Annotated in this window: 18 protein-coding genes and 1 pseudogene; 8 read left to right on the top strand and 11 right to left on the bottom strand. The window is 60.9% G+C overall.

Translation table 11 applies throughout. The annotated features are described in order from the left end of the window. Positions 1-37: 37 nt before the first annotated feature. The 7 genes from PCE31106_RS14650 to tssB form a co-directional block, all read right to left on the bottom strand. Positions 38-1,333, bottom strand: a complete 1,296-nt coding sequence (locus PCE31106_RS14650) for a KPHS_23130 family T6SS system protein (RefSeq protein WP_174975197.1) — start codon at positions 1,331-1,333, stop codon at positions 38-40. Beyond that, a complete protein-coding gene (locus PCE31106_RS14645; protein WP_150563750.1) occupies positions 1,269-1,526 on the bottom strand; it encodes a PAAR domain-containing protein in 258 nt (85 codons plus the stop codon). The genes PCE31106_RS14650 and PCE31106_RS14645 overlap by 65 nt, the downstream gene beginning before the upstream one ends. Before the next feature lie 143 nt (positions 1,527-1,669). After that, on the bottom strand, positions 1,670-2,116 hold the full coding sequence (locus PCE31106_RS14640; RefSeq protein ID WP_150563749.1) for a hypothetical protein: 447 nt from the start codon (positions 2,114-2,116) through the stop codon (positions 1,670-1,672). Positions 2,117-2,202: 86 nt separating this feature from the next. Further along, a complete protein-coding gene (locus PCE31106_RS14635; protein WP_150563748.1) occupies positions 2,203-4,806 on the bottom strand; it encodes a glycoside hydrolase family 19 protein in 2,604 nt (867 codons plus the stop codon). A gap of 8 nt (positions 4,807-4,814) precedes the next feature. Further along, a complete protein-coding gene (locus tag PCE31106_RS14630) occupies positions 4,815-7,145 on the bottom strand; it encodes a type VI secretion system Vgr family protein (RefSeq protein ID WP_150563747.1) in 2,331 nt (776 codons plus the stop codon). An 81-nt stretch (positions 7,146-7,226) separates the two neighbouring features. Further along, positions 7,227-8,783, bottom strand: a complete 1,557-nt coding sequence (gene tssC / locus PCE31106_RS14625; protein ID WP_150563746.1) for a type VI secretion system contractile sheath large subunit — start codon at positions 8,781-8,783, stop codon at positions 7,227-7,229. Positions 8,784-8,858: 75 nt separating this feature from the next. Then, positions 8,859-9,371, bottom strand: coding sequence for a type VI secretion system contractile sheath small subunit (tssB, locus tag PCE31106_RS14620; protein WP_150563745.1), 513 nt, complete (start codon positions 9,369-9,371; stop codon positions 8,859-8,861). Positions 9,372-9,797: 426 nt separating this feature from the next. On the opposite strand from tssB, the gene tssK reads away from it, so the two are divergent. The 7 genes and pseudogenes from tssK to PCE31106_RS14585 all read left to right on the top strand — a co-directional run. Continuing rightward, the gene (gene tssK, locus PCE31106_RS14615) at positions 9,798-11,150 is read left to right on the top strand and encodes a type VI secretion system baseplate subunit TssK (RefSeq protein WP_150563744.1); all 1,353 of its coding nucleotides are present in this window, start codon (positions 9,798-9,800) and stop codon (positions 11,148-11,150) included. Next, on the top strand, positions 11,147-11,911 hold the full coding sequence (locus tag PCE31106_RS14610) for a DotU family type IV/VI secretion system protein (RefSeq protein ID WP_254441062.1): 765 nt from the start codon (positions 11,147-11,149) through the stop codon (positions 11,909-11,911). Before tssK ends, PCE31106_RS14610 begins: the two co-directional genes overlap by 4 nt. Continuing rightward, positions 11,908-13,578 (top strand): OmpA family protein, encoded by a 1,671-nt coding sequence (locus tag PCE31106_RS14605; protein ID WP_254441060.1) that lies wholly within the window; start codon positions 11,908-11,910, stop codon positions 13,576-13,578. Before PCE31106_RS14610 ends, PCE31106_RS14605 begins: the two co-directional genes overlap by 4 nt. A gap of 111 nt (positions 13,579-13,689) precedes the next feature. Beyond that, entirely contained in the window at positions 13,690-14,187 is a 498-nt protein-coding gene (gene tssD, locus PCE31106_RS14600) for a type VI secretion system tube protein TssD (protein ID WP_150563743.1), read from the top strand. A 99-nt stretch (positions 14,188-14,286) separates the two neighbouring features. Further along, positions 14,287-17,001 carry a type VI secretion system ATPase TssH gene (tssH, locus tag PCE31106_RS14595; RefSeq protein ID WP_150563742.1) on the top strand — a complete coding sequence of 905 codons (2,715 nt, stop codon included), beginning with the start codon at positions 14,287-14,289 and terminating at the stop codon, positions 16,999-17,001. Beyond that, positions 16,998-17,441: a type VI secretion system baseplate subunit TssE gene (tssE, locus tag PCE31106_RS14590; RefSeq protein WP_150563741.1), complete on the top strand. Its 444-nt coding sequence runs from the start codon at positions 16,998-17,000 to the stop codon at positions 17,439-17,441. The genes tssH and tssE overlap by 4 nt, the downstream gene beginning before the upstream one ends. Before the next feature lie 14 nt (positions 17,442-17,455). Beyond that, positions 17,456-17,710, top strand: a pseudogene (locus PCE31106_RS14585) (LysR substrate-binding domain-containing protein); the annotation flags it as partial. 96 nt (positions 17,711-17,806) lie between these two features. Here the strand turns inward: PCE31106_RS14585 and PCE31106_RS14580 are convergent. Genes PCE31106_RS14580 through PCE31106_RS14570 form a run of 3 tightly spaced genes read right to left on the bottom strand, consistent with a single transcriptional unit; the run spans position 17,807 to position 20,817 of the window. Continuing rightward, a complete protein-coding gene (locus PCE31106_RS14580) occupies positions 17,807-18,118 on the bottom strand; it encodes an AtuA-related protein (RefSeq protein WP_150563739.1) in 312 nt (103 codons plus the stop codon). Position 18,119: 1 nt separating this feature from the next. Next, positions 18,120-19,487, bottom strand: a complete 1,368-nt coding sequence (locus PCE31106_RS14575) for an acyclic terpene utilization AtuA family protein (RefSeq protein ID WP_150563738.1) — start codon at positions 19,485-19,487, stop codon at positions 18,120-18,122. A 25-nt stretch (positions 19,488-19,512) separates the two neighbouring features. Next, positions 19,513-20,817, bottom strand: a complete 1,305-nt coding sequence (locus PCE31106_RS14570; RefSeq protein ID WP_150563737.1) for a CitMHS family transporter — start codon at positions 20,815-20,817, stop codon at positions 19,513-19,515. A 99-nt stretch (positions 20,818-20,916) separates the two neighbouring features. Here PCE31106_RS14570 and PCE31106_RS14565 point away from each other — a divergent pair, with 99 nt between their 5' ends. Continuing rightward, entirely contained in the window at positions 20,917-21,810 is an 894-nt protein-coding gene (locus PCE31106_RS14565) for a LysR family transcriptional regulator (protein WP_150563736.1), read from the top strand. Between the two features lie 140 nt (positions 21,811-21,950). Here the strand turns inward: PCE31106_RS14565 and PCE31106_RS14560 are convergent, their stop codons facing one another. Then, entirely contained in the window at positions 21,951-22,859 is a 909-nt protein-coding gene (locus PCE31106_RS14560; RefSeq protein ID WP_150563823.1) for a LysR family transcriptional regulator, read from the bottom strand. Between the last annotated feature and the right edge of the window lie 12 nt (positions 22,860-22,871).

Below are 22,871 nucleotides of genomic sequence, written 5' to 3'. Positions count from 1 at the left end.
CCGATAAACAGGCCCGCCGGGCGTACTTTTTGTTTGTTCATTGATTGTTTCTGCAGACTAACGCGACGAGTTGGTCGTGGTGGACGCACATAACAAGGTTTGGTAGCGTGTTTTGTTCGACGCTTTCCAACGCCACGGCGAGAGCTAGCCATGCGCCGGTTGTTGCACAGTCGCCAACCGAATCCTCCAGCGCATGACAATCGGTTGGCCTGGAAGAGGCCCATCGCTTGATCGATGCTCTTCGGCTTTCCGGGATCCCATGCATCCAAATCGATAAGGGGGCTTCCGCGTCACACAATCCCCACCGACAAGCGAGTGTGATAATTGTTGACGCGTCTCGCGAAGTCCCCGCAGCAGGCCGGTGGGCAAAAAGCGTGGATGCTTGCCGCTTCCCACGGCTCGGACCGAACAGAAGTGCGACGCCAGCTTCGGCAACGCCGTCCGAAAGCTCCTGACTGATCGCATCGAGCAACTGAACACTGACGACGAGTCTCGCGAAGGGTGGGGCAGTCTCGTCTAACCAGGCATCGATTTGAAACAAGGGAATAGCTTCTCGTGAAGGCGTGACCAATAGCTGGAGGTCGGGTCGAAGATCACAGATGCGTTGTTCTAGCAGTTGAACAGCCCATTCGAGTTTCGTCGATGACGACACATGGACGAGGACATCGAGGGAACTGCCCACAGGCAGTGAACGTAATGCTGCGCCGATGCGCTCGAAAAGCCGTCCGTAAAGCCATTCCAGGAGTGCCTTGTGCCGGGCATGCTCGTTTTCCTCATTGCCGGCGGCGAATGGACGGCCGGGAATGGCAATCCAGCGCGCGTCAACTACGCGGTCGGCTTGCACTGCACTTGGGCGCCCCTCTCTCTTAACCGTGCCGTCGTGTAGGCAGGAAACTTGGGCGTGAGATGGTTCAGACGAGAAACACCAAGCTTGTCCAAGGACTGTCAGCGGCGCACTCGCTGCGGTATGGCATGCCATTTCAACGTCGTTGCATGCGCGATTGTGGGCAATGGCGTCACTTCGCTTGACGTCGAGGTAGCCGAGCCAGCTACAACAAATAAAGGCCCATGCCAAAACGGGGAAGCCTACGGCACAGATCCAAAACCACGCGGCATTAGTCGATGCGCTGGCGGACCAAAACGTAAAGGTGAGCCCCGCAGCGACGCCAAGCGTCACCGCCAGAAGGGCGATGAACGTCAAAGCGGACAGCGATTTAGTCTCTGGGATAGGCACCCGACAAGGAACGCGGTTGAAGTCGATGGGCATTTCAGATGACCCTTGCACCGTCCGCCGATGCGATGAGATGTGCGCCGCAGCGCGTTTGATCTCCATCGCAAGAAATTAAGGTCGATCCGCATCTCATCCGACTGCTGCCTTCGATGACCTCGTTGTCGCCGTGCATCGGACACGACACCTTGGCGCCAACGTGAGCGGCTCGACGTCCATTGACTTGGATGCGATCAGTGCCGGACAGAATATTTCCGCCGTGGGTCGTCGCATCGCCTTCACACGCGATGTTTTTCATTGATTTGGGTATTGAGCAAATAGAGCGACAAAGGTTTGGTCGATGGGGGGGCCTAAATGTGCTTATCAGAGGTTGGGCGAGATGATCCGCATGCGCGATGGGGAGTGATTCGTGACTTTCCCGTGGCACAAATTTCGTGAATATTACCGGGCCTCGCGGAGCTTTCGTTTTATTGATTTTATATCTTTGAACGGGTAATTGATAACGGTGCCGTCCCGAGATAGCCCATCAAATCCGGGGGGGAAATTTCGTTCAATCTTCGTATTTTCAAAAAATCTTCGTGGGAATTTGTGGTTGTTGTATGTATATGCATAGATTTTGTAATAATTTCCGGAATAATCTGCGGCCTGTGATGACATTGGCCATTTTACTAGTGAGATAATGTTCTCATTGTCCCAGTAGAAAATAGTGACAATCTCCGGACTTGCGCCTTCTACCGGAAAGGTGCCAATCGTAGAATTTTCTCCGTCGTCACATTGCCAAGATATCAATAAAGAATAAATTTGCGTGCTCAAGGAATCGTTGGGATCCGATTGATAATCTCTTGAAATCAAAACGGAACAACCTGAGCGAATGGCATCGGCTGGCATGACATCCGACAGATTCTCGACAGAATGCGATGCTGTTGCGGTGCAAAATAGCGAAAATGTCAGAATTATGGTTCCGATTATTTTTATCACCATCCATTCTCCGGCGTGAGATTTAAATCCCAGTTTTCCCTGCAATTCTGTGCCCCTTTGTTTATGAAATGAAATGCTCTTTTGGCGGCTTCCTTTCTCCGGGAAAAGTCCTTCATCGCAGGATTGATTGGGTGAGTGACTCTGCGTGCATTATTGGCGTCGGCAGGAGTATTGATTCGTCGCGCGCTCCAAAACCACGCCGCAGAATCGGCTGCAACGCAGGGATCGTTTTGCAGTTTGGTTGGGTCGGCCACGACATCGACCCCACTTGCTTTTTTGTAATCGCTGTAAGTCGTGAGCCACGTCACGTGGAGTAAGCCGCGGCCTCGATAATCGCGGTCTGGGTGCTGACTGTCGCCAAATAGAACTTGACCAAGCTTGCTGTCGTTATGCGTTAGGTTTTGTTTTGCAAAAGATTCAATTTCATCTTGTGTCCAGGTTGGGTTGATTCTGCGAAGTCCGGCCGTCAGTGCCGTGCGATACGTGTTCCAAAGACGGTCGCCATCCGTGTAATTAAGAACTTCACGAAATGTCGTGAACCCCGCGCACTCTACTTCGCATTGACCAAAAAAGTGAGACACTCGGTTGCATGTGTTAATTTTGTGTTTGGCAAACGCAAACGTGAGCGGATCAGCAAATCGTTCGGCATTATTTTCGCTGATGCGGGGGAATATCTCTTTAAGCAGGTTCGGCGTGACAACAAGATCGGTGCCGCAGTGCGAGCACTTCAGGCGAATGGCGGTGCCAAAATTTGCGACAATTGCCAGTGGGTTGATATGAAATACAGAAGTGTTGCAAAATTCCGGTAGCTTCGTACTGACGGCCTCCCACCAAATTAGGTTTTCGATACGCTTCTTCTCTTCATCGAGCCTGGCAGCGGCGCCGGTCTGTTCTTTCAGGGCTGCGAAAAGTGCCGCCCATTTCTCCGTCACAGCCCACTCGCTTTCGTGCTTGACGATAAGGCGTGACGCTGCTTGCATGCGCCACGGATAGCCATCGCCGCTGACAGCCGATAAATCACGCAGTTGAATGGCGGCCTGTTCGCCGTGACCTTCGGTGAAAATGGAGTCGTACACCGTCTGCATGGTCGGACTCAGCTTTGCTCGCGAAGCAGCCCCTGACGCATTCGGCGCCGTCACGAAGTCGATCCAATTCGCCGTGTCGGCGAAAATCGTGTTGGTAGGGGCGTGATCTTCCGAAATGCATTTGAAATCAACCCATTTCTGTGGAAATTCACGGGTAACCCTCCCGGGCGAGTGGTTGAAGTCACGCACCCATCCTTCCACAGGGTTGCCCCGCATATCTACGCTTTTGACGTTCCACCAATTGACAGGACGGCGAGCATCTCGATCCACCTCGGGCTCGGTGTAGGTGCGATCTTTATCGCGACCGAGTACAGGCATGGCGTAGGTTTGAACTAAACCTGTTTTGCGCGCTTGCGGATCGACTCCGCAGGTGAACGTGTTTCCCTGGCGTTCGTAAAGAGTTGTGCCGGACGCAATGCGCAGAATCGTCGGTTCAGCCGGCAACCCGAGCGGTGCCCAATCGTCCTTGTGAGGGCCGTGATGGGTGACCCAATCGCAGCATGTTTCGATGAATGTATCGATATCTTCCGGGGTAAACGTTTCGATATGGACTTGGCTATTTGGCCCGCATCCGGGTTCTAGCCTATCGTAGCGGCCCAGGTGTCCGACCAAATCTCCAGCTTTGATGGGTATGGGCGTGCCTGGCACCTGCACAGTGTCGAAGATGTCGTCGGGCATTGTCTCGTGAACGAGCGGGCCGCCATTTTCTTGACCTAACGATATCCACCCGTTGCTGATTGACGACGATGGGGCATACCCATCGATGTGGCTCGGATATAGCGACGCGCCATTGAGCTCCACCGCCTTGAGCTTGCCCCAACCATTCTTGGTGGAATCAAGTGTGACCCGCGCACCTTGGGGGAGGATGGCAAGGATTCGACCGTTAGGCTTGGCGCGCACCCGCAGGCCCTGCTTGAATTGGGCGGCCGTCTGACCGCGTCGTCCCCTCGCCGGAAGATCCTGTGCGTATTTTGTGACCTCCCACTGTTGCGGCCAATAGGCTGGTTTCATCCACGACACATGTTTTGGCTTTCTGTAATCGTCATAGGACATCAGATGCATGTATAGGCTGTTGAACGTTAGCGTTTTTCCCGTCGGAAACGCCATCGTGTGCCGCACCAACACGAAACCGGTACTGTACTCAGCAACGGTCGCATCTTGTTCGCGGTTACCGGGGCGCTTGCTTGTCGGATTGCTACGGTTGATCCGGAACGCTACGACTTCTCCATCGGCGATACAGCGCACGCCGGCCGCAAGGTCGATGTGCCTGCCGAAGCCGGAAGCTGTGATGTGAATTCCGCCATGCCACAAGCCGAGTCGGCCGACCAGATACGCGCCGGCGGATTCACTATTGGCCAGTCTTTGGTAGATCTCGTGCTCGTCGGAGAAGTGAGTCGCGCTGGAGCCTGCGCCTTGTCCGTTCCTCAGGAACGGAAAGGCGAACGACAGCCTTTTGACTCGTGTGTCTTCTGCCGCGGCAGTGCGGGCGGGGAGTGGTGAGGGGGGGATCGTCATTCGGATGACTACTCGGAAACGCTGAAGTTGAAATATGTCGTTTGTGGTGTGAGCTGCGACTCCGCCCACGATGGGAACTTGAACGACCCACTTTGCGGTGAAAGCACGCTCAGGTTTCCGTGCAAATCAATCTCACCGGCGGGACTCCCGACTACAATTTTCCCGCCCGATAACGTGATGTATGCGCCGGCACCATCGCCGATCGTCACGCCTTGCTTGGCCGTGATCGTGATTTTTCCGTCGGCAGAGCTGATCGACATGTCACGCATGGACAAGAGGTCCATGCCGTCGGCCTGTGCTTCGATCTGGACTTTACCTTTGGCCGCGAACAGACGAATGCCGAGTGTTCCGGCCAAAAATGACAGTGCCTCACCGGCTGCGACGGTGATTCGCTTCATGACACCGACGTCAAGCCCATCTCCGGCAGTGACAAACATCTGTTTCTTCGTAGCGATTTGCATGTCCCGTCCGCTCGCAAGGCCGACACCCTCAGGTGCGCTCGCGACGATGGTCGGCCGACGAAGATTGTTCAGATGTTGTTCAATGAGCACGCGCTGCGAATCGACGTCGGCGAGAATGGCATTTGCGGCGGACGCCATGGTGTTCAGCGAGCCAAGTATCTGCTGTGCCTGACGAAGCGTTTCGTCGGCGCTCGGCATTGCCAACTGTTGACCCGTTCCACCAGCCTGCGGTTCTGCGGATAGGAGTAACCCCTTGGCGCCTCGGGTCGCTGCGTGTCCATCAGTCCGAAGCTCCGCGCCCGCGCCGCGCCCCTTGTCCTCCCCGTCGACCAAGTGACCGAGATTCAACTCACTCGCTTGATATGGCGCGGACAGGTGAACGTGCTCGGCGCCTTCCAGATCCTCCATGCGCTGCACGTTACCGCCGGCGGTGACGATCAAGTTGCGCGATTTGTTCTCGCTGGTCACGAGGTCCGGTTGTTCACTGTTATGCATCGCCCCCACGATCACTGGCCGGTCGGGGTCGCCATTGGTGAAGCTCAGCGCGACTTCCGCGCCATCGATGAGTGGAAAGTGGTGGCCGTACTTGCCGCCGCTGTAAGGCTTGGCCAGTCGCACCGGACGACTTGTTCCACCGGGACTCCACTCATCAAGGTCGAACGGCAGCTTGACCACGTAGCGACCATGCTCGTCAAGGTACGCGTACTTGTAATTCCCCGGCGACACGACACGAGCCGGCAATATTCCGTCGACCACCGGGCGGCTGATCGTGTCCAGATGCGTGCGCCACACGCGGTCAGCGGGAATGCCCTCGAAGGCGAGGCAAAACGGTTCGGCGCGACCGCCCCGCGACTCGATGGCGGTCACCAGGATGCCGTGCCGAGCATCGCTCGGTGCGGGGTCGACACCCAGCACTTCACCGGCTTCAAGCCTAAAGGGATTGCCGGTTCCCGCCCACGTCAGTTGGCGGGCGAGATGCGCTTCGTGACGTATATAGGCAACTCGCTCGCCTTCTTCAGGCGTATCGTAGTGTTCGCCCCAGCGGTAGTCGACGGCTTGGGTTGTCGCGTCGTCGCGCACCGCACGTTGCTCGACGAGCAGCGGTACGTCTGCCGCACGATGGTTGAAGTCGTGCAAACGCACGGCCTCCGGCACTCGCCTTGTTCGCTTCTCGAGCGTTGTCAGCGCTTGCGCACCACTCGACTCCAAACCGCTGTCGCGTCGATACGGCAGCAGTCGCTGCCTGCGCGCGTACGCGTCCATGTCATCGCCGAACACGATGGCAGCGCGGTCTTTTTTCTGCTCGAAGCGAAACCAGACACCCTCTTGCGCGCAAAGGCGCTGAATGAAGGCGAACGTCGTTTCGCGATACTGGGTGACATACTCGTGACGCGCGTAGCGCTCGTCTCTCAGCTTGAAAATGAAGTCGACACCGGCCGCGTACCCCTCGTGGCGCAGGAGGGACGTGACGATCTCCTGCAGCGTCACCCGCTGGAACAATCGGCTGGTCACCGCCCGGTTCAGATCCGCGAGCTTTGGTTCTAGAACCACGCGATAGCGCGTCTGGTCGGCGGTCGTCTCGAACTCATCGAACTGCGTGATGATGCCGTGGACGGTAAACGCCAGTTCAGTTTCGTCTGGAACGTCCGGCAAGTGCACAACCCAGTCGTCGTTCGGCACGATCGGCGCGATGTTGAATCGGGCAGACTTGCCCAGCACCGCATCCATCGGGAGGTTGGTGACCGGGCTTGTGAATTCAATCTCGTAGCGGTAGAGCGTACTGATTCGGTCGAGTCCGCTGAACTTTAATACCGAGAACGGCGCGGGATGCGGCGCCAGTTTCAATTCATAAGCCTGGGAAGGCAAAACCATCGACACGTGTATTCCCTTACAAATGCGGGCGAAGCGCCCCTCCGCGCGCCGGGAGGCGCACCGAGGGAGCATGCCGTCAATCCAGAATCAACCTTTGGCCTTGGGCAGTTGCGACACGAGCGAGAGCCCGATGTCCATGCCTTCGACCTGGAAGTGCGGCACGATGAAGAGCTTCGTGCGGAAGAAGCCCGGGTTGTCGTCGATGTCCTCGACGATGACCTTCGCCTCGCGCAGCGGGTGCGAGGCCTGAAGCGCATCGCTCGGGTCGTTCATCTCGGTGACGAGCCCTTTGATCCAACTGTTCATTTCCAGCTCGAGCACGCGACGATCCTTCGTCATGCCGATGTTCTCGCGCTGAATCAGCTTCAGGTAGTGCGCAATGCGCGAGAGCAGGAAAATGTACGGCAGACGCGCGTTGATGCGGCTGTTGGCCGTCGCCTCCTTCGTCTCGTAAAGCGCCGGTCGTTGCGTCGAGCTGGCCGAGAAAAAGCACGCAAAGTCGTGGTTCTTGTAGAACGACAGCGGGATGAAACCCAGATTCGCAAACTCGAACTCGCGCGTCTCCGGAATCAGCACCTCCGTCGGAATCTTCGGCTGCACCCCCGTGCCGAGGTCATACAGATGCACCGGCAGGTCATCAACGCGCCCGCCTGCCTGCGGGCCGCGAATCTGCACGCACCAACCGTTGCTCATGAAGCTGCGCACCATGTTCGCGGCAAACGCGAACGACGCGTTGACCCACAGATACTTGTCGTGGTCCGGACCCTTGACAGCTTCCTCGTAGTTGAAGGCACGCACAGGCGTGGTGTCGCGGCCGTACGGAAGACGCCCCAGCACGCGCGGCATCGTCAAGCCGACATACCGCGAATCGTCAGTCTCGCGAAAGCTCTTCCACTTGATGTATTCGGCGCGATCGAGATAGTTCGCGATGTCCTGGATGGCCGCGACCTCTTCCATCGAACGCTTGCCGAAGAACGCCGCACCGACCGCGCCGATGAACGGCATATGTGCCGCCGCTGCGACTTTCGAGATGTTGCGCAGGAGTGCGGCGTCCATCGGCGAGTTCTCGAACTCGAAATCGCTGATGATGGCCCCGATCGGCTGGCCGCCAGGGGTGTCGTATTCCTCCACATAGGTCTTGCGATATAGCCCGCTCTGAATCAGCTCCGGCGCATCGTCGAAGTCCTGCTGCAAGGCCGCCTTCGAGACATCCATCACCTCGATCTTCACGTTCTTGCGGAAGTCGGTGCGAGAGACCAGCATCTTCAGACCGCGCCACCGGCCTTCGAGCGCCTGGAACTCCGGCGCGTGCATCACCGCATCCAGTTGGCGGCTGATCTGACGATCCAGTTGCCCAATGTGGAAATCCAGCAGCGACTTGTCCAGGCGGTCGACCGCCTGGCTGGATCTCGATACCAGCTCGAGGAATGCCCCCATGCCGCGTGCGATGCGCTCGTCAGCCGATGCTTCCGCCAGCATGTCGTTGTCGCGAAAGGCTTCGATCGGCCGCGCCTCGGTCACGGGTTGGAGACGGATCTTGCTGCATAGTGACGCGTACACGCTGTCGATGGCAGCCTTCGACGCGTCGTTCGCGTCGAACGCCACGGCCTGGGGCGCGCTTTGTTGTGCTTCTTTCGACTTCATTTCGGGTTCCGCTTGAGTTCGTGAAGGGAGTTGGGGGTATGCAAAACCGTGCACGCCCGCTGGGGCGTACTACGCTCAGGCATGGCCCTCAGCCTGGGTGGCCGCCGTGGCGATTTGCGCCAACTCGCCGCGCAGCCTGTCCGACAGACGCTTGTCCTTGAGCACCTTCTCGAACTCCCGGCGAAAGCCGGTGTTGTCCAGCAGGTTCGATTTGAGATCGCACAGTAGATTGCGCATGGCGAGCAACGCCTGGAGTTCGGGAATCTGCCGAGCCACCTGCTCGGGCTCGAAGTCCTTCATCGACCGAAACGACAGGCTCACCGGCATGTCCGAGTTGTCGTCGGAAAGCGTGTTGGTCGTCGCGAACTTCAGGTCGGGGGCGTAATCGGCAAGTACGGCATCAAAGTTGTTCTTGTCGACGTTGACCTTCTCGCGCTCAGCCAGGGGCGCTTGCTCCCGACCAGCGCTGAAGTCGCCCGCGACCAGCAATTTGAGCGGCAGCTCGACCTTCTTCTGTGCCCCGCCCGTATGCAGGTCAAGAGTGATGGATACCCTGGATTTCGGAATCTCACGCTGAAAACTGTCCATTGGCTCTCTCTGTAGGTGTTAGTCAAAAAACGATTCTCTGCGACCACATGTGGGCCGAAAAGAATGAAAGGGGAGCTATGTAACACGGCGATCGTTATGGCGTCAAAGGTTAGATATCCTAGAATTATTTATTGATGGATGGGATATGTATGATTGAATTGTATTGATTGAGTTGTATGCGTAAATCAACGTTGAGTTTCACTGAGATTGGTTTGGTGGAAGGTGCGAAATTTATGCGATATATGTCAAATTAATATGAAATCTTGTTTACACCATTGATGGTAGTTTTGGCATGGGAAAAAGCTAATTTTGCTTCGTATAGATTTTGGTATTGAATTTTGTTAATTTGGATATCTACGTATTTTTTCTGTAAAAACGTGATGTAGTATTCCGCGCCTTGAGTGTTCCGGTTTTGGACGATTGAGTATGCGGATAGAGAAACCCCTGTGGCAGGAAGGCGTCATCCTCGCCCCACAGCATTTTCAGCAGCAGGAACGTTGGACTCGTTTCTCTCTGCAACAGATGGTTTCCGAGGTGCTGTCGGCGCCCTGGGGCACGCTTGACGTCGACATTGACGAGCAGGCTTTGGCGGCGGGGCGATTGAAGCTCAACCGCCTGAAGCTGCGCTTTCCCGATGGCACGCCGGTTGACACGACGCTCGCCGATGCGCTGCCCGCGGCGCGGGACTTGACGCACGGCACTGCCCCGGACGTTCAGTCACTCACGGTGCTGGCGGCGTTGGCGCTTCCCGACGCCAACGGTTCGAACAGCCAGCTCGACACGACGGCGACCTCACGCCCGCGCCGCTCATATCGCGAGTACGTCAAGGTGATCGATGAGTTCGGCACGGAAGCGGTCGAAATCGCCGTCGAGCGCCACGCGGTGCGATTACTGTTCGACTTCGAACCGCATGCCGATGACACGGTCTGCGTCATCGCTCGCCTGACGCGGGCGGCCAGCGGCCGACTCCATGTCGACCGTGATTTTGTGCCGCCCTGCCTTGCGTTGTCGGGTCACGCGCGGCATATCGAACGGATGCAACGTATTGCCGACATCCTGCATGCCAAGAGTCTTGCCCTCGGCACGCGTCGCGGTGAGCGCGCCGATCAGGTCATCGAGTATGGCGTGGCGGACGTCCAGCTCTTCTGGTTGCTGCATTGCATTCACCAGGCATGGCCGCAATTGCGGCACTTCGCGCGCTATCCGCATCGGCCAACCGAATCTCTCTATTTGATGCTGGCCCAACTGACGAGCACGTTGATGACCTTTTCGACCCGGGCGAAACTCACCGATATTCCCGAGTACGACCACGTGCGGGCCGACGAGGTATTCGCCGTGCTCGAGACCACGCTGCGCGATCTGCTGGATACGATCATTCCGTCTCGTGTCATCCCGATCGGGCTGGCGCGCAAAACGGCGACGACCTGGGCGGGCCAGATTCTCGACGAGCGAATTGTCGATGGGAGCGTGGACTGGTACGTGTCTGTCAGTGCGGTGGCCACGACCTCGGCGCTTGCGCAACAGTTCCCGCGCCTGTGCAAGATCGGTGCGCCGGACGACGTCGAGCGCATTGTCACCTCGGCGTTGCCCGGCATTCCCCTGACGGCGGTGCAACGGGTGCCATCCGCGATGCCCGTGCGCATGGACAACCACTACTTCGCGCTCGATGGCGCCAGCGACGCGCTTGCGCGCATGTTGGCGGTGCGCGCGTGTCAAATCTACTTGCCGATGTCGCTGGCGGAAGCGTCGGTCGAACTCTACGCGGTCCTACGCTCATGAATACCCTCACCGTCGAAGTCGCCGACCCGGCAAACGCCGGCGACGCGGCGTTGTCCACTCACGCCTCGGTGCCGGCAGCCGGTCCGATTCGCCCGCTTGTTCGCGACGTTGCGCTGCTTGTTGCCACCCTGTCTGCAGGCGGGGCCGTCCCGGACGCTGTGTCATTGCGCGAGCGCTGCGAAGCACTGCTCGATTCGTTCGACGCGGCGCTCGTGCGACAATGGAGGCACGCAGAGATCGAGCACGACCTGCGTGTGGCGCTGTGTGCCTTGCTCGATGAAACAGCGCTGCGACATTTGAGTGAATCGGATCGCGGTGGCTGGGCGCTTGCGCCGTTACAGATCCAACGCTTTGATATTCATGACGCCGGCGAACGCGTGTTCACGCGGCTGGAGGCGCACCTCAATGCGCCCGTCGCGAATGTGGACGTCCTCGAGTTCTACAGTGCTTTGCTTGGGTTGGGTTTCGTGGGGCGATACGCGCTGTTGGGCGAAGCCAAGCGTCGCGAACTGGTGAACGCGTTGAATGACCGGATCGCTGCAATGCGCCCGCCGGTGGCGCCGTCGTTTTTGATCGAGCAGAAGGGCCGGCGCTTGTCCGATTGGCTCTATCTCCTCTCGCCCTGGATGATCGCGGCAATGGCCTGTGTTGCCGCCGGACTGGTGTGGGGCGTTTGGACTACGGCACTTGACGCTCACCTTGTCCAGCTCTCGGCCGACACGCCGGTCGCCGAGGCCGCGGCGACGGTGGCGCGCCCGTGAGCGCCATTCGCCACGGCGGAAGCTTCGCCTATCCTCGCCGAACCATGATCGTCCTGGCCGCCGCCTTGGCGCTTGCCGTGCTGTGGGTCGTCAGCCCGATCGCCACCGATGTTGCCACGATGGTGAGCATTGTGATCGTGGCAGTGGCGATCCTCGTGCTTTGGCTTGGCGCCGAGGCTGGGCCCGCCGAAGCGGAGGAGGGTTTTGCCGCCGTGCGCCTCGCGCTGGGGGAGATGTCGGCCAGGCAACGCATGCGCATGCCATGGGTGCTCGTGACGGGCGACGGACTGTCGGCGATTTTCGAGCGGGCGGGTGCCGACGACCTTGTCCACCTAGAGGCTGGCGCGATCTGGTTGCGCGTCGACACGCCCGGCGATCTACCCGGACTCGCGTTGGCCGTAAAGCATTGGCGCAAAGGCTTGCCCCCCGATGGCGTCATGATTTGCGTGTCGCCTGGCAGTCATGCGCGCACCGAAAGCCTGGCGCAGACGCTGCGCACCATCCGTCAGGCGGCGGCAGAGGCGGCGAGACGCATCGACGCCGCATTGCCAGGCTACGTGGCCGTGTACCAACGGCTTACTCATGCCGCGCCGGAGGGGGAGCCGGAATGGTTTGGCGTGGCATCGGGGCGGGCTCCCGTCGAGTCTTCACAGTGGGAGCATGTCGTATCGGCAGCCGAGCAGGTCGCGCAGCGTGCTGGCGGCGGTGCGCCGCGCATTGCCCGCGCCGCAGGCATGGCATCGATCGTGCCATGGACGCACCGTACGGTGTTGACCGAGCTTGTCAACGCGGATCTGCCCTGGGCACCCTTGACGGTGCACGGCGTTGCGTGGATCGACTGCGGTCCCGCGACCGATGGCCGGCGCGCGTGGGAGGAAGCGGTCGCGGCGCATATTCGCGTGCAACCTGCGGGCGCTCCAGCGTCGCCTCGACCTTGGCCGATGCCGCATCCATTCATTGCGGCCATGCGTCGCCGTCCACATATGTCGACGTTGACGCGCACGTGCGTCCACCTCGTGACCCTGTTTGCCTGTGCCGGTGCCTTCGCCTTCTGGGCGGCAGGAAAGCACAACGAGACCCTGCTTGGCGCGGTTCAGGATCACCTCGCGCGCTATGCCCGGGTAGCCCCCGGCCATGACTTGGCCAAACGCGAGGCGCTCCAGCGATTGGTGGAGGATCGAGACCAGTTGGATCGCCATGCCCGCCTGGGCGTCCCGCTTCGGTTCTCGTTCGGCATGTATCGCGGGGCGCACTTGATGGATCCGCTGCATCAGGCCATTGCCTCGTATGTTCCGCCGCCGCCGCTGCCGTCGGTCATCACGCTCGACAGCATGTCGTTGTTCGATAGCGGCAAGGCCACGCTCAAGCCGGGTTCGACCAAGCGCATGGTCGACGCGGTGGAGATGATCAAGTCGCATGCGCGCAAGCGGGTGCTGGTTGCGGGGTACACCGATAACACGGGGTCGCCGGCATTCAATCTGCGGCTCTCGACAGCACGTGCCGAGGCGGTGCGTGACTGGCTGGTCGAGGCGTCGGGTCTCGCCGCCACGCAGTTCGCGGTTCAGGGCTACGGCGACACGCGACCGATTGCCGGAAACGATACCGACGTCGGGCGCGCGAACAATCGCCGCGTCGAGATCACGCTGGTGCCCGACTTCGGCACCTGAGCGCTCCGCCACTTCACTGCCCAATGTCCCCGAAACCGCGGGTTTCGGGATATCACCGCTCGCAGGCACAATCCGCGGGCATTTGTTGTAGTAGCAATCTAGGAGCAATGCATGGCAATTCCGGGCTATATGTTTCTGTCTGACGACGCCGGTAAGAAAATCGACGGGTCGGTCACCGTCAAGGGGCGAGAGGGCAGCGTCGAACTCGTCGCCTATGAGCACAACGTCTATATCCCGACCGACGGCAACACCGGCAAGCTGACCGGCACGCGGGTGCACAAGCCGTACCTGCTGACCAAGGCCAAGGATCGCTCGTCGCCCGAGCTTTACAAGGCCCTGACGTCGGGCAAGACGCTGCAGACGGTCACCATTCGAGAGTATGAAATCGACGGTGCCGGCAAAGAGGAGGAGTACTTCACGACCGTGATGGAGAACGTCAAGGTGGTCAGCATCAACGCCAAGATGCTGGACATCAAGGTGCCGGACTACGAAAAGCATAACCATCTCGAAGAGGTGGAGCTGCGCTACGAAACGATCCAGTGGAAGTATGCCGACGGCAACATCCAGCACAAGGACTCGTGGAACGAGCGTGGCGGCAGCGCTGCCTGACGCGTTGCGACGATAACGGCTTGCCGATCGCCGGCGTGCATTTTTTGCCGCCGGCGTTGGCAGCGATCTCTGGCCTCCTGGAATTCCCACCTGCCTGACATGACCTCTCGCGACACCCCCTATCTGCTGCAACACCTCAATGCGCACTGTGCGATGGCCCTCGAGGCTGCCGCGAGTCTTTGCAGGACGCGGCTAGCAGACGACATTACCGTCGAGCATTGGTTGCTCAAGCTCCTCGAGGCCGGTGACGGTGACATCCCGGCGATCTTGCGTCACTACGACATCGATGCGGATACCGTTTGGGACGCGCTACTGTCCGCCATCGACAAACTGCCGCGCAACTTGCGAGGCAAGCCCTCGCTGTCTCCCCAACTTGCCACAGTCCTGTCGGACGCGTGGACACATGCCCGAGCGGAGGGCGTCCCCGGTCCGATTCGCTCTGCCCATCTGCTTCAGGCGATCGTCGACGCGCCGCACGTACTGCGGGCTCGCGATGCGTGGCCGTTGTTGAGCGTCGGCAACGCGCAGATCCGCCGGCTCGTCGCCCGGCTTGGCCCTCGCACCTGCGAGACGCCACCAACCCTCGAAGCGCCCCCCGAGACCGTCTCCGCGCCAGCGGAAGTCTCCGAGGTGCCTACGCCCGGCGCGGCGTGCGTCGCGCCATCCGTCGCGAGTTCGGTAGGGGGCGCGGCGCAGACAGATGCCTTGTCGCGCTATGCGATCGATCTCACGGAAAAAGCGCGAAATGCCGAGATCGATCCTGTTCTCGGGCGAGATCGTGAGATTCAGCAGATGGTCGACGTATTGTCGCGACGTCGAAAGAACAATCCGATCCTGGTGGGCGAACCGGGGGTAGGAAAGACGGCGCTGGTCGAGGGACTTGCCCTGCGGGTCGCGCATGGCGACGTGCCCAGCGTCATGCGCAATGTGCGAGTGCTGACGCTCGACCTGGGCCTGTTGCAGGCCGGTGCCGGGTTGAAGGGGGAATTCGAGCAGAGGCTCAAGACTGTGATCGAGCAGGTGCAGGCGTCGTCGGTGCCCATACTCCTCTTTATTGACGAGGCGCACACGCTCATCGGTGCTGGCAACGCGGCGGGCGGGGCTGACGCGGCCAATCTGCTCAAGCCCGCCCTGGCGCGGGGGGAACTGCGCACGATTGCGGCGACCACTTGGGCTGAGTACAAAGCATTCTTCGAGCGAGATGCCGCGCTCGAGCGCCGCTTTCAAATGATCAAGGTCGATGAGCCCGACGATGAGACCGCATGCCTGATGTTGCGCGGTCTCCAGGCCCGCTACGCCGCATTCCACCGTGTGCATATTCGCGACGAAGCGCTCGTCGCCGCCGTCACGCTATCGCGCCGTTACATTCCGGCGCGTCAGTTGCCGGACAAGGCTGTCGACCTGATCGACACCGCGGCGGCACGCGTGCGGATGAGTTGGGAGACGGCGCCGGTCGAGCTGCAACGAGCCGCCGCGGCGGTGCGGGCGTTGACAATCGAGCAGACTATGCTCGAAGCGGACGCTGCCGAGGGAGTGAACGGTACTGCGCTTCGCCTCACGGAGATCGTGGCGGAATTGGCGCAGGGGAAGGGACACGCGGATTCGTTGCAGGCGCGCTACGTGCAAGAGCAGGCGCTGGTCGATGCCGTGCGGGAGCATCGCGACGCGCGGCCGGAGATGCGCGACGGTGATGCGTTGACGCGTGCCCTCGATGCGTTGGCCGAGCGGCAGGGCGAATCCCCGTTGGTCTGCGCCGACGTCGATGCTCGGACCGTCGCGCGTGTCGTCGCCGAATGGACGGGGGTGCCGGTCGGCAACCTGGTGGCCGACGAGTTGCGCAGCCTTCTGTCGTTGGAGACGCAGCTCGCGACCCGTGTCGTCGGCCAAGAGGATGCCTTGAGCGCCCTTGCCGAGAGCCTGCGGACCGCCAAGGCAGGCCTGACGTCGGCCCACGCGCCGCTGGGTGTGTTTCTGCTTGCCGGGCCGTCCGGGGTCGGAAAAACCGAAACGGCGCGTGCGCTGGCTGACGCACTCTTCGGCGGGACTGCCGCCCTGACCACCATCAACATGTCGGAATACCAGGAGGCCCATACGGTCTCCCAACTGAAAGGCTCGCCGCCGGGGTATGTCGGATATGGGCGCGGCGGCGTGCTCACCGAAGCCGTGCGGCAGCGTCCGTACAGTGTCGTGTTGCTCGATGAGGTCGAGAAGGCGCACCGTGACGTGTTGGATATGTTCTACCAGGTGTTCGACCGCGGCACGATGCGCGACGGGGAAGGGCGCGAGATCGACTTCCGCCACTGCGTCATTCTGATGACGTCCAACTTGGGGAGTGCGAGCATCGAGACCCGCACCGAAGCACAGCCGGACATCTCACAGGGCGCATTGTTCGACGCCATTCGCCCGGAACTGGTGTCGCACTTCCAACCCGCCTTGCTCGCCCGGTTTCAAACGCTGGTCTACCGGCCGCTCGATACGCGCGCGTTGCACTCGATTGTGGGCATGAAGCTGGCCATGGTCACGGATCGGTTGGCTGCCCGTCACCGCGTCGTGTTGACAGTGGACGAGACGTTGATCGCGACGTTGGCTGAAGGCTGCCTGAGCCGTGAATCCGGGGCACGAGGCATCGATGCCTTCATCCGTGCGCAGGTGCTGCCTACGGTGTCGCGCGAATTGCTCGCGCGACTGGCTTTGGGCGAGACGCCCGCGGGTATCGCACTCACGTTATCCGACGAGGGCCAACTCGATATCGAGTTCGTCGCAACTGAGCGTGACGCCGATGCTCAAGTGCCGCCATCGAGGTCGGCACGATGACGGCAGGGCCGTCCCTCTATGACATGTTGCTGGGGCATATCCATGGGGAGCCCCTCGCGGCCCATGACGACAAGACGCTCGAGATCATGAGTGTCCAGCGCAATGTGCATCGCATCCTGAACACCCGCGCAGGTGCCGTCAAGCATTTGCCGGACTATGGATTACCCGATCTCGGCAATGTCTATCGCGCGCTTCCGGCGTCCACGAGCCGACTTCAGGCGCAGTTGGAGCGAACGTTGCTGGCGTACGAGCCGCGTATCCGGGCCGTCGAGGTCGAGGCGCTTCCAGACGACGATCCGGGTGTCGTCATGAGTTTCGAAATGACGTGCCACCTGAAGACGGCGGGACTCGTGAGATTCGGCACCTACTTCGAGCCTCGTGGTCACATCCGGTTGGTCCGACGTCCCCCCAGTCAGCGGAACCCCGAAGGGAACCGCTGACTGGGGGCGGCGGGGGGGAGGTCGCCCTGAGGTGGGCGCTGGACGGGTGCGGCATCCTGATGCGTGCCCAGTGGGATGTGGCGAAGTATTTGCGCACCGGTCGACTGGCGCACGTGCTACCCGCGTACGATACGCCGCCGGCCGACCTCTACGCGGTGTATCCGGAGCGCCTGAACCTCTCGACGAAGGTCACTTGCTTCGTCGACTATCTGCGCAACTATCTTGGCCAGCGTGCCGACGGGCCGTCGCCGGTCGGTGCGAAATGGTAGGGCGTCGGTCGTCGAGGGGGCGAAGTTACCTGTCCCGCGGGCGCCCGGGCTCGGGGGGGGCGTGTCGGCGTGTCGGCGCGTCGAGCGCGTCGCGTGTCAATCCGGCGTCGTGACCTCGAAATCCAGCAAGGCCGAACTCATCGATTTGCCGTGGGCGTCCAGCGCGAGCGAGCGCGTCACGCCGCCCCCGAGCGCCTTGCCCAGGACGAAGTTGAACGCGCCCAGGCAAGGCAGTTCGTAACGCACGACATCGCCAAGCACGACGTCCCCCAGAAACGCCTTCACCCGCTCGGCCGTGACTTCGGCGCGCAAGTGCTCGTAATGCTTTGCGTCGTAGCAGATGAGCGAGACGTTGAGTGTGTTGCCCTTGTCGCCCGTGCGCGAATGCGCGAGTTCACGCAGCTTCATCTCACATCTCCACGAAGGTAAAGGACGGCTTGACGTGCTCGCGTGGCAAGAGCACCGACTGGACCGCGAGCACCTCGCGTACGGACTTGGTCACGCCACCACCGCCGGCCGGACCGTTGGTGTACAACGTCTCGACTTCGTTGCCGATGCGTAGTGCCTGGTCGGCCGATGCCGTGCGTCCCGCTACGCGCACACGGACTTCGTAGGGCTCGGCGTGGCGCGCGCCCGCCGTTTCTCCGTGCAGCGAATTCACCCCGATCAGATCGCAACGCAATTCGCTCGTCTGCACGCCCGTCAATGCCAGTCGTTCGCGAACGATATCGAGCGCTAGCCTCGCCCGTGCCACGGCGCCCGGGCCCCCGTAAGAGATCTGCCCTTCGCCAATGAATCCGTCGACGTAGCCGACGGAAACTTTGAGCGTGTCCGTGCGGGGGGTGCCGCGTCCGCCCGTTACCTTGATCCGGTCGGGGGCTTCCTCTTCCACACGCACGTGCGAAAAGTCGGCCACGACGTCGGGCTGAAGATATCGCCGGGGATCATGAATCTCGTAAAGCAACTGCTCCTTGCATGTGGCTTGCGTCACGCGTCCCCCGGCGTCGGGCACCTTGGTGATGACGACCGATCCGTCGGGCGCGACTTCGCCAATCGGGAACCCGAGCGTCGCGAGGTTGGGCACGTCCTTGTAGCCCGGATCGGCGAAGTAGCCGCCGGTGATCTGTCCCGCGCACTCCAGCAGATGTCCGACGACGGTGGCCTGTCCCAGCGTTTCCCAATCGTCCATGCGCCATCCGAATTCGTGGATCAGCGGCGCGACGAACAACGAAGGGTCGGCCACCCGGCCCGTCAACACGATTTGCGCGCCCGCCGCCAGGGCATCGACGATGCCGGCCGCGCCCAGATACGCATTGGCCGACACGATACGATTCCCGTAAGACGCCACGCGCTCGCCCGTTTCTTCGAAGTGGGCGTCTCCTTGCAGCACGACGTCGAGCACGTCGTCGCCGGTGACGGCGGCGATCTTCACGTCGCCGAGCCCCAGTGCGCGAGCGATCTCCGCTGTCTTTCGTGCCGCCGCGAGCGGGTTGGCCGCGCCCATGTTCGAGATGATCCGCACGCCGTTGCGCAGCGCTGCCGGCAGTACGGCGGTCATGCGTGCTTCGAGCAGCGGGTCGTAGCCGGATTGCGGGTCTCGGCGACGTGCCTGTTGCGCAATGCCAATCGTGCGTTCGGCCAGGCATTCGAAGACGAGATAGTCGAGCGCACCTCGCTGAGCGAGTTCAACGGCAGGCTCGATGCGGTCGCCCGAGTATCCGGCGCCTGCGCCGATCCGGATTCGTCGCGAAGACGGGGTGGGTTGCGTGCCGTTCATGCGGGTCGGGTCCGTTCAGTAAGGCTTAAAGCGTGAAGATGCCGAGTGCGACACACGCGATCGTCATGACGATGGATGCGCCGAACAGCAGCGGAAACGTGAACTTCTGATGGTCGGCCAAATCGATGCCGCACAGGCCGACGACCAGGAAGGTGGCGGGCGTGAGGGGGCTGACCGGGAATCCTGTCGTCATCTGGCCCAGCAGGGCGGCTTGCCCGACGTGCACGGCCGGCACGCCCAGTTGTCCGGCGACCTCGGCAATGACCGGCAGTACGCCGAAGTAAAACGAATCGGGATCGAAGAGCATGCTCAGCGGCATCGACAGCAGACCGAGCGCGACCGGAATGTGGCCCGCCATGCCCGGCGGCACGAAGCCGACGGCCGCTTGCGCCATCGCCTTGAGCATGCCGCTGCCCTGCATCACACCGGTGAAGACCCCGGCGGCGAGCAAAATGCCGGCCATCATCAACGCCGCGCGTGCGTGCGCGTCGATGCGTTTGCGTTGCATGTCGACGTCCGGGTAATTCACCATCAATGCGACGCACAGGCCCACCATGAACATGATTGCGGGCGGCAGCTTCTCGCCCATCACGACCATCGTGCCGAGCACGACCAGCGTTAGGAGGATGTTGAACCAGAAGAGCTTCGGACGGCGCAGCGCCTGTTGCTCCGGCGAGAGTTCTCGCTTGGGGCTTGGGATCGACCCGCTCGTGGCGCTCAGGCCGAGCCGCTTCTCTTCCCGGCGGCCGAGCCAGTAGGCCATGCCAAATACGAAGACCAGCCCGATGGCTTGCACCGGAATCAGCGGATTGAACAGGCTCGACACCGGCAGGTGGAGCGACGCCGACGCTCGAATCATCGGCCCGGTCCACGGCAAGAAGTTGATGCCCGCGGCCATCGACACGGCGGCTGCCAGCACGCGGCGGTCCATGCCCAGACGGTCGTAAAGCGGGAGCATGGCCGGAATCGTCACGAGGAAGCACACGGCGCCGGAACCGTCGAGGTGGATCAGCAGGGCCAGCAGCGTCGTGCCCATGACGATGCGCGTGGGTCGGGTGCCGACGGCTTTCAGGATGCGATCGATGATCGGATCGAGCGTGCCGGCGTCGGTGATGGTGCCGAAGTAAAGAATTGCAAAGACGAACATGCCGACGACCGGCGCGAGGCTCTTGAGGCCGTCGATCACGAATTTGCTGGTATGAAAGCCGAACCCGCCGATCAGCGACGCCACGATGGGCACGATGATGAGCGCGACGAGCGGCGACATGCGTTTCGAAAGAATCGCGCCGAGCAGCACGACGATAGTAGCCAGCCCCAGTAATGGCAGCATGTGCTTGTCTCCTATGTTGTTTTTTGATGCGAACGAGCGTAAGTTCGGGGCGTTGATAAATCAATTGAAATGATTTGATCGCAGCAATCAAAAAACATAATGGATTTGAATCTACGAGACATCCGCGCGTTCATCGCGGTGGCGCAGACCGGCAGCTTCACGCGAGCGGCGGCGCGATTGCATTTGTCGCAACCGGCATTGACCGTGCAGATCCGGCGGTTGGAGGAGACGGTCGGCATTCGGCTGTTCGATCGCAACAGCCGAAATGTTGCGCTGACGCCGACGGGGCGTGAGCTACTGCCGTTGTTGCAGAAGTCGCTGCATGACATGGAGCATGTGCTGATCGATGCGCGCGCGCTCGGCGACGGGTCGAGCGGCACGGTACGCATTGCCTGTTTGCCGACGTTTGCGGCGAGTGTGCTGCCGGAGTTGATCCAGCAGGTGAAGGCGGCGGTACCGCGCGCCGGTTTTCATGTGAGAGATGCGGTGGCCGGGGTGGTCGAGACGCTGGTGCGTAACGAAGAGGTCGATATCGGCCTGACGGGCGGTGAGTTGAACGACGCGGAGATTGACGTGTTGTACGCGGGCGCCGACCACTTGGTGGCGGTGCTGCCGGCGGGACATGCGCTGGCGCGGCGCAAGCGCGTATCGCTGACGGATCTCGCCAGCGTGCCGCTGGTGCTGACGGCGCAGGGCACGAGTGTGCGGGCGGTGGTGGATGGCGCGTTCGCGAGCGGCGGGTGCGCACCGGAAATTGCCTGCGAGCCGACGTACATGATGACGGCCGTCGCCATGGTCCGCGCGGGACTCGGCGTGACCATCCTGCCGGCGTCGGCTCGGGAAGTCCGGGCGGAACCGGAATTGCGGGTTCGCCCGATCGATCACGACGCGTTCCTGCGACCTATTGCCCTGATCAAGAAGCGCGGGAGAACGTTACCTCCTATCACGCAAACGTTTGTGGCGACGTTGTTGGGGAGCTTGGTGCCGGGGTAGTGCCCAGGCCGAACCTGCGCGCTCCGGCCCTAACGTTTACGCTGATCTCCTGCATGCCCCCAATCTTGAGATTGTTGTTCGCCCCACGATTTTTTCCTCGTACTCAGGCTACAAGCCGTCCAGACCAAAGCCGAGGCCGGTCAGTCTTCCCTAAGCGTCGTAAAAATGAATTCACGCAGCCAACGATTGCCTTCATCGCTATCGAACGTTTCGTGCCAGTGGATCGTGACTTCAACCTCCGGAATTGCCACCGGGAGCGAGTAGATCGCGAACTGCTTCGACTCATTGAACAGGAGAGCCACGCGGCGAGGCAGCGTGACCATCCAGTCGGTGCGCTGCAAAATCTGCGGGATAACGGTGAAGTGCGGCACGCGCAACCCGATACGACGGTGCAGGCCGGCCGCACGCAACGAGTCGTCGATCATGCGGTGACTGCTTTCGCTTGACGCAACGGCGACGTGCGTCATCGCCAGAAATTTCTCGCGTGACAGTCGGTGCGCCGGAAGGCCGTCGCGTTTTCGCGTAATACACACATAGGCCTCATGGAACAGTAGGCGGTGCTGCGTTGCGGCCTTCAACGCCGGCAGGTTGCCGATCGCGAAATCGAGCTGGCCCAGGCGCAAATGCTCCGCGGCATCGACGACAGGGACTTGCGAAACCTCAAGCCTGACGTGGGGGGCAATTTTCTGTAAGCCAGCGCATAGCGGCGGCAGGAAAACCTGCTCGCCGATGTCCGACATCGACATTCGGAATGCTCGAATACTCGTCGCCGGATCGAACCGCTCGCCATGGCGCAATGCCTCGCGAATCGATGCAATGGCGCGTCCGATCGGTATCGACAGTTGTTCGGCCGTCGGTGTTGGCACCATGCCATTGGGCGAGCGGGCGAACAACGGATCGTCGAACAGCATTCGCAGCCGTCCGAGGGCGTAACTGATCGCCGGCTGCGTCAAGCCAAGCCGCTGACCGGCACGCGTCAGGCTGCGCTCCTCAAGAATCGTCTGGAATACCCGCAAGAGATTCAGGTCGATCCGATTAAAATCAGTCATGTTTATGACGAA

The organism is Pandoraea cepalis (assembly GCF_902459665.1).
In the GTDB taxonomy this organism is placed as follows: domain Bacteria; phylum Pseudomonadota; class Gammaproteobacteria; order Burkholderiales; family Burkholderiaceae; genus Pandoraea; species Pandoraea cepalis.
The sequence above is the reverse complement of the archived record's forward strand: the minus strand, read 5'-3'. Positions and strand labels throughout refer to the sequence as shown.

Coding starts and splice junctions, on each gene's coding strand:
- tssH (WP_150563742.1), top strand. CDS start 14,287: ATGACCTCTCGCGACACCCCCTATCTGCTGCAACACCTCAATGCGCAC.
- PCE31106_RS14610 (WP_254441062.1), top strand. CDS start 11,147: ATGAATACCCTCACCGTCGAAGTCGCCGACCCGGCAAACGCCGGCGAC.
- PCE31106_RS14645 (WP_150563750.1), bottom strand. CDS start 1,526: ATGAAAAACATCGCGTGTGAAGGCGATGCGACGACCCACGGCGGAAAT.
- tssD (WP_150563743.1), top strand. CDS start 13,690: ATGGCAATTCCGGGCTATATGTTTCTGTCTGACGACGCCGGTAAGAAA.
- tssK (WP_150563744.1), top strand. CDS start 9,798: ATGCGGATAGAGAAACCCCTGTGGCAGGAAGGCGTCATCCTCGCCCCA.
- tssE (WP_150563741.1), top strand. CDS start 16,998: ATGACGGCAGGGCCGTCCCTCTATGACATGTTGCTGGGGCATATCCAT.
- PCE31106_RS14640 (WP_150563749.1), bottom strand. CDS start 2,116: ATGCCAGCCGATGCCATTCGCTCAGGTTGTTCCGTTTTGATTTCAAGA.
- PCE31106_RS14575 (WP_150563738.1), bottom strand. CDS start 19,487: ATGAACGGCACGCAACCCACCCCGTCTTCGCGACGAATCCGGATCGGC.
- PCE31106_RS14580 (WP_150563739.1), bottom strand. CDS start 18,118: ATGAAGCTGCGTGAACTCGCGCATTCGCGCACGGGCGACAAGGGCAAC.
- PCE31106_RS14650 (WP_174975197.1), bottom strand. CDS start 1,333: ATGGAGATCAAACGCGCTGCGGCGCACATCTCATCGCATCGGCGGACG.
- PCE31106_RS14560 (WP_150563823.1), bottom strand. CDS start 22,859: ATGACTGATTTTAATCGGATCGACCTGAATCTCTTGCGGGTATTCCAG.
- PCE31106_RS14635 (WP_150563748.1), bottom strand. CDS start 4,806: ATGACGATCCCCCCCTCACCACTCCCCGCCCGCACTGCCGCGGCAGAA.
- tssB (WP_150563745.1), bottom strand. CDS start 9,371: ATGGACAGTTTTCAGCGTGAGATTCCGAAATCCAGGGTATCCATCACT.
- PCE31106_RS14565 (WP_150563736.1), top strand. CDS start 20,917: ATGGATTTGAATCTACGAGACATCCGCGCGTTCATCGCGGTGGCGCAG.
- tssC (WP_150563746.1), bottom strand. CDS start 8,783: ATGAAGTCGAAAGAAGCACAACAAAGCGCGCCCCAGGCCGTGGCGTTC.
- PCE31106_RS14570 (WP_150563737.1), bottom strand. CDS start 20,817: ATGCTGCCATTACTGGGGCTGGCTACTATCGTCGTGCTGCTCGGCGCG.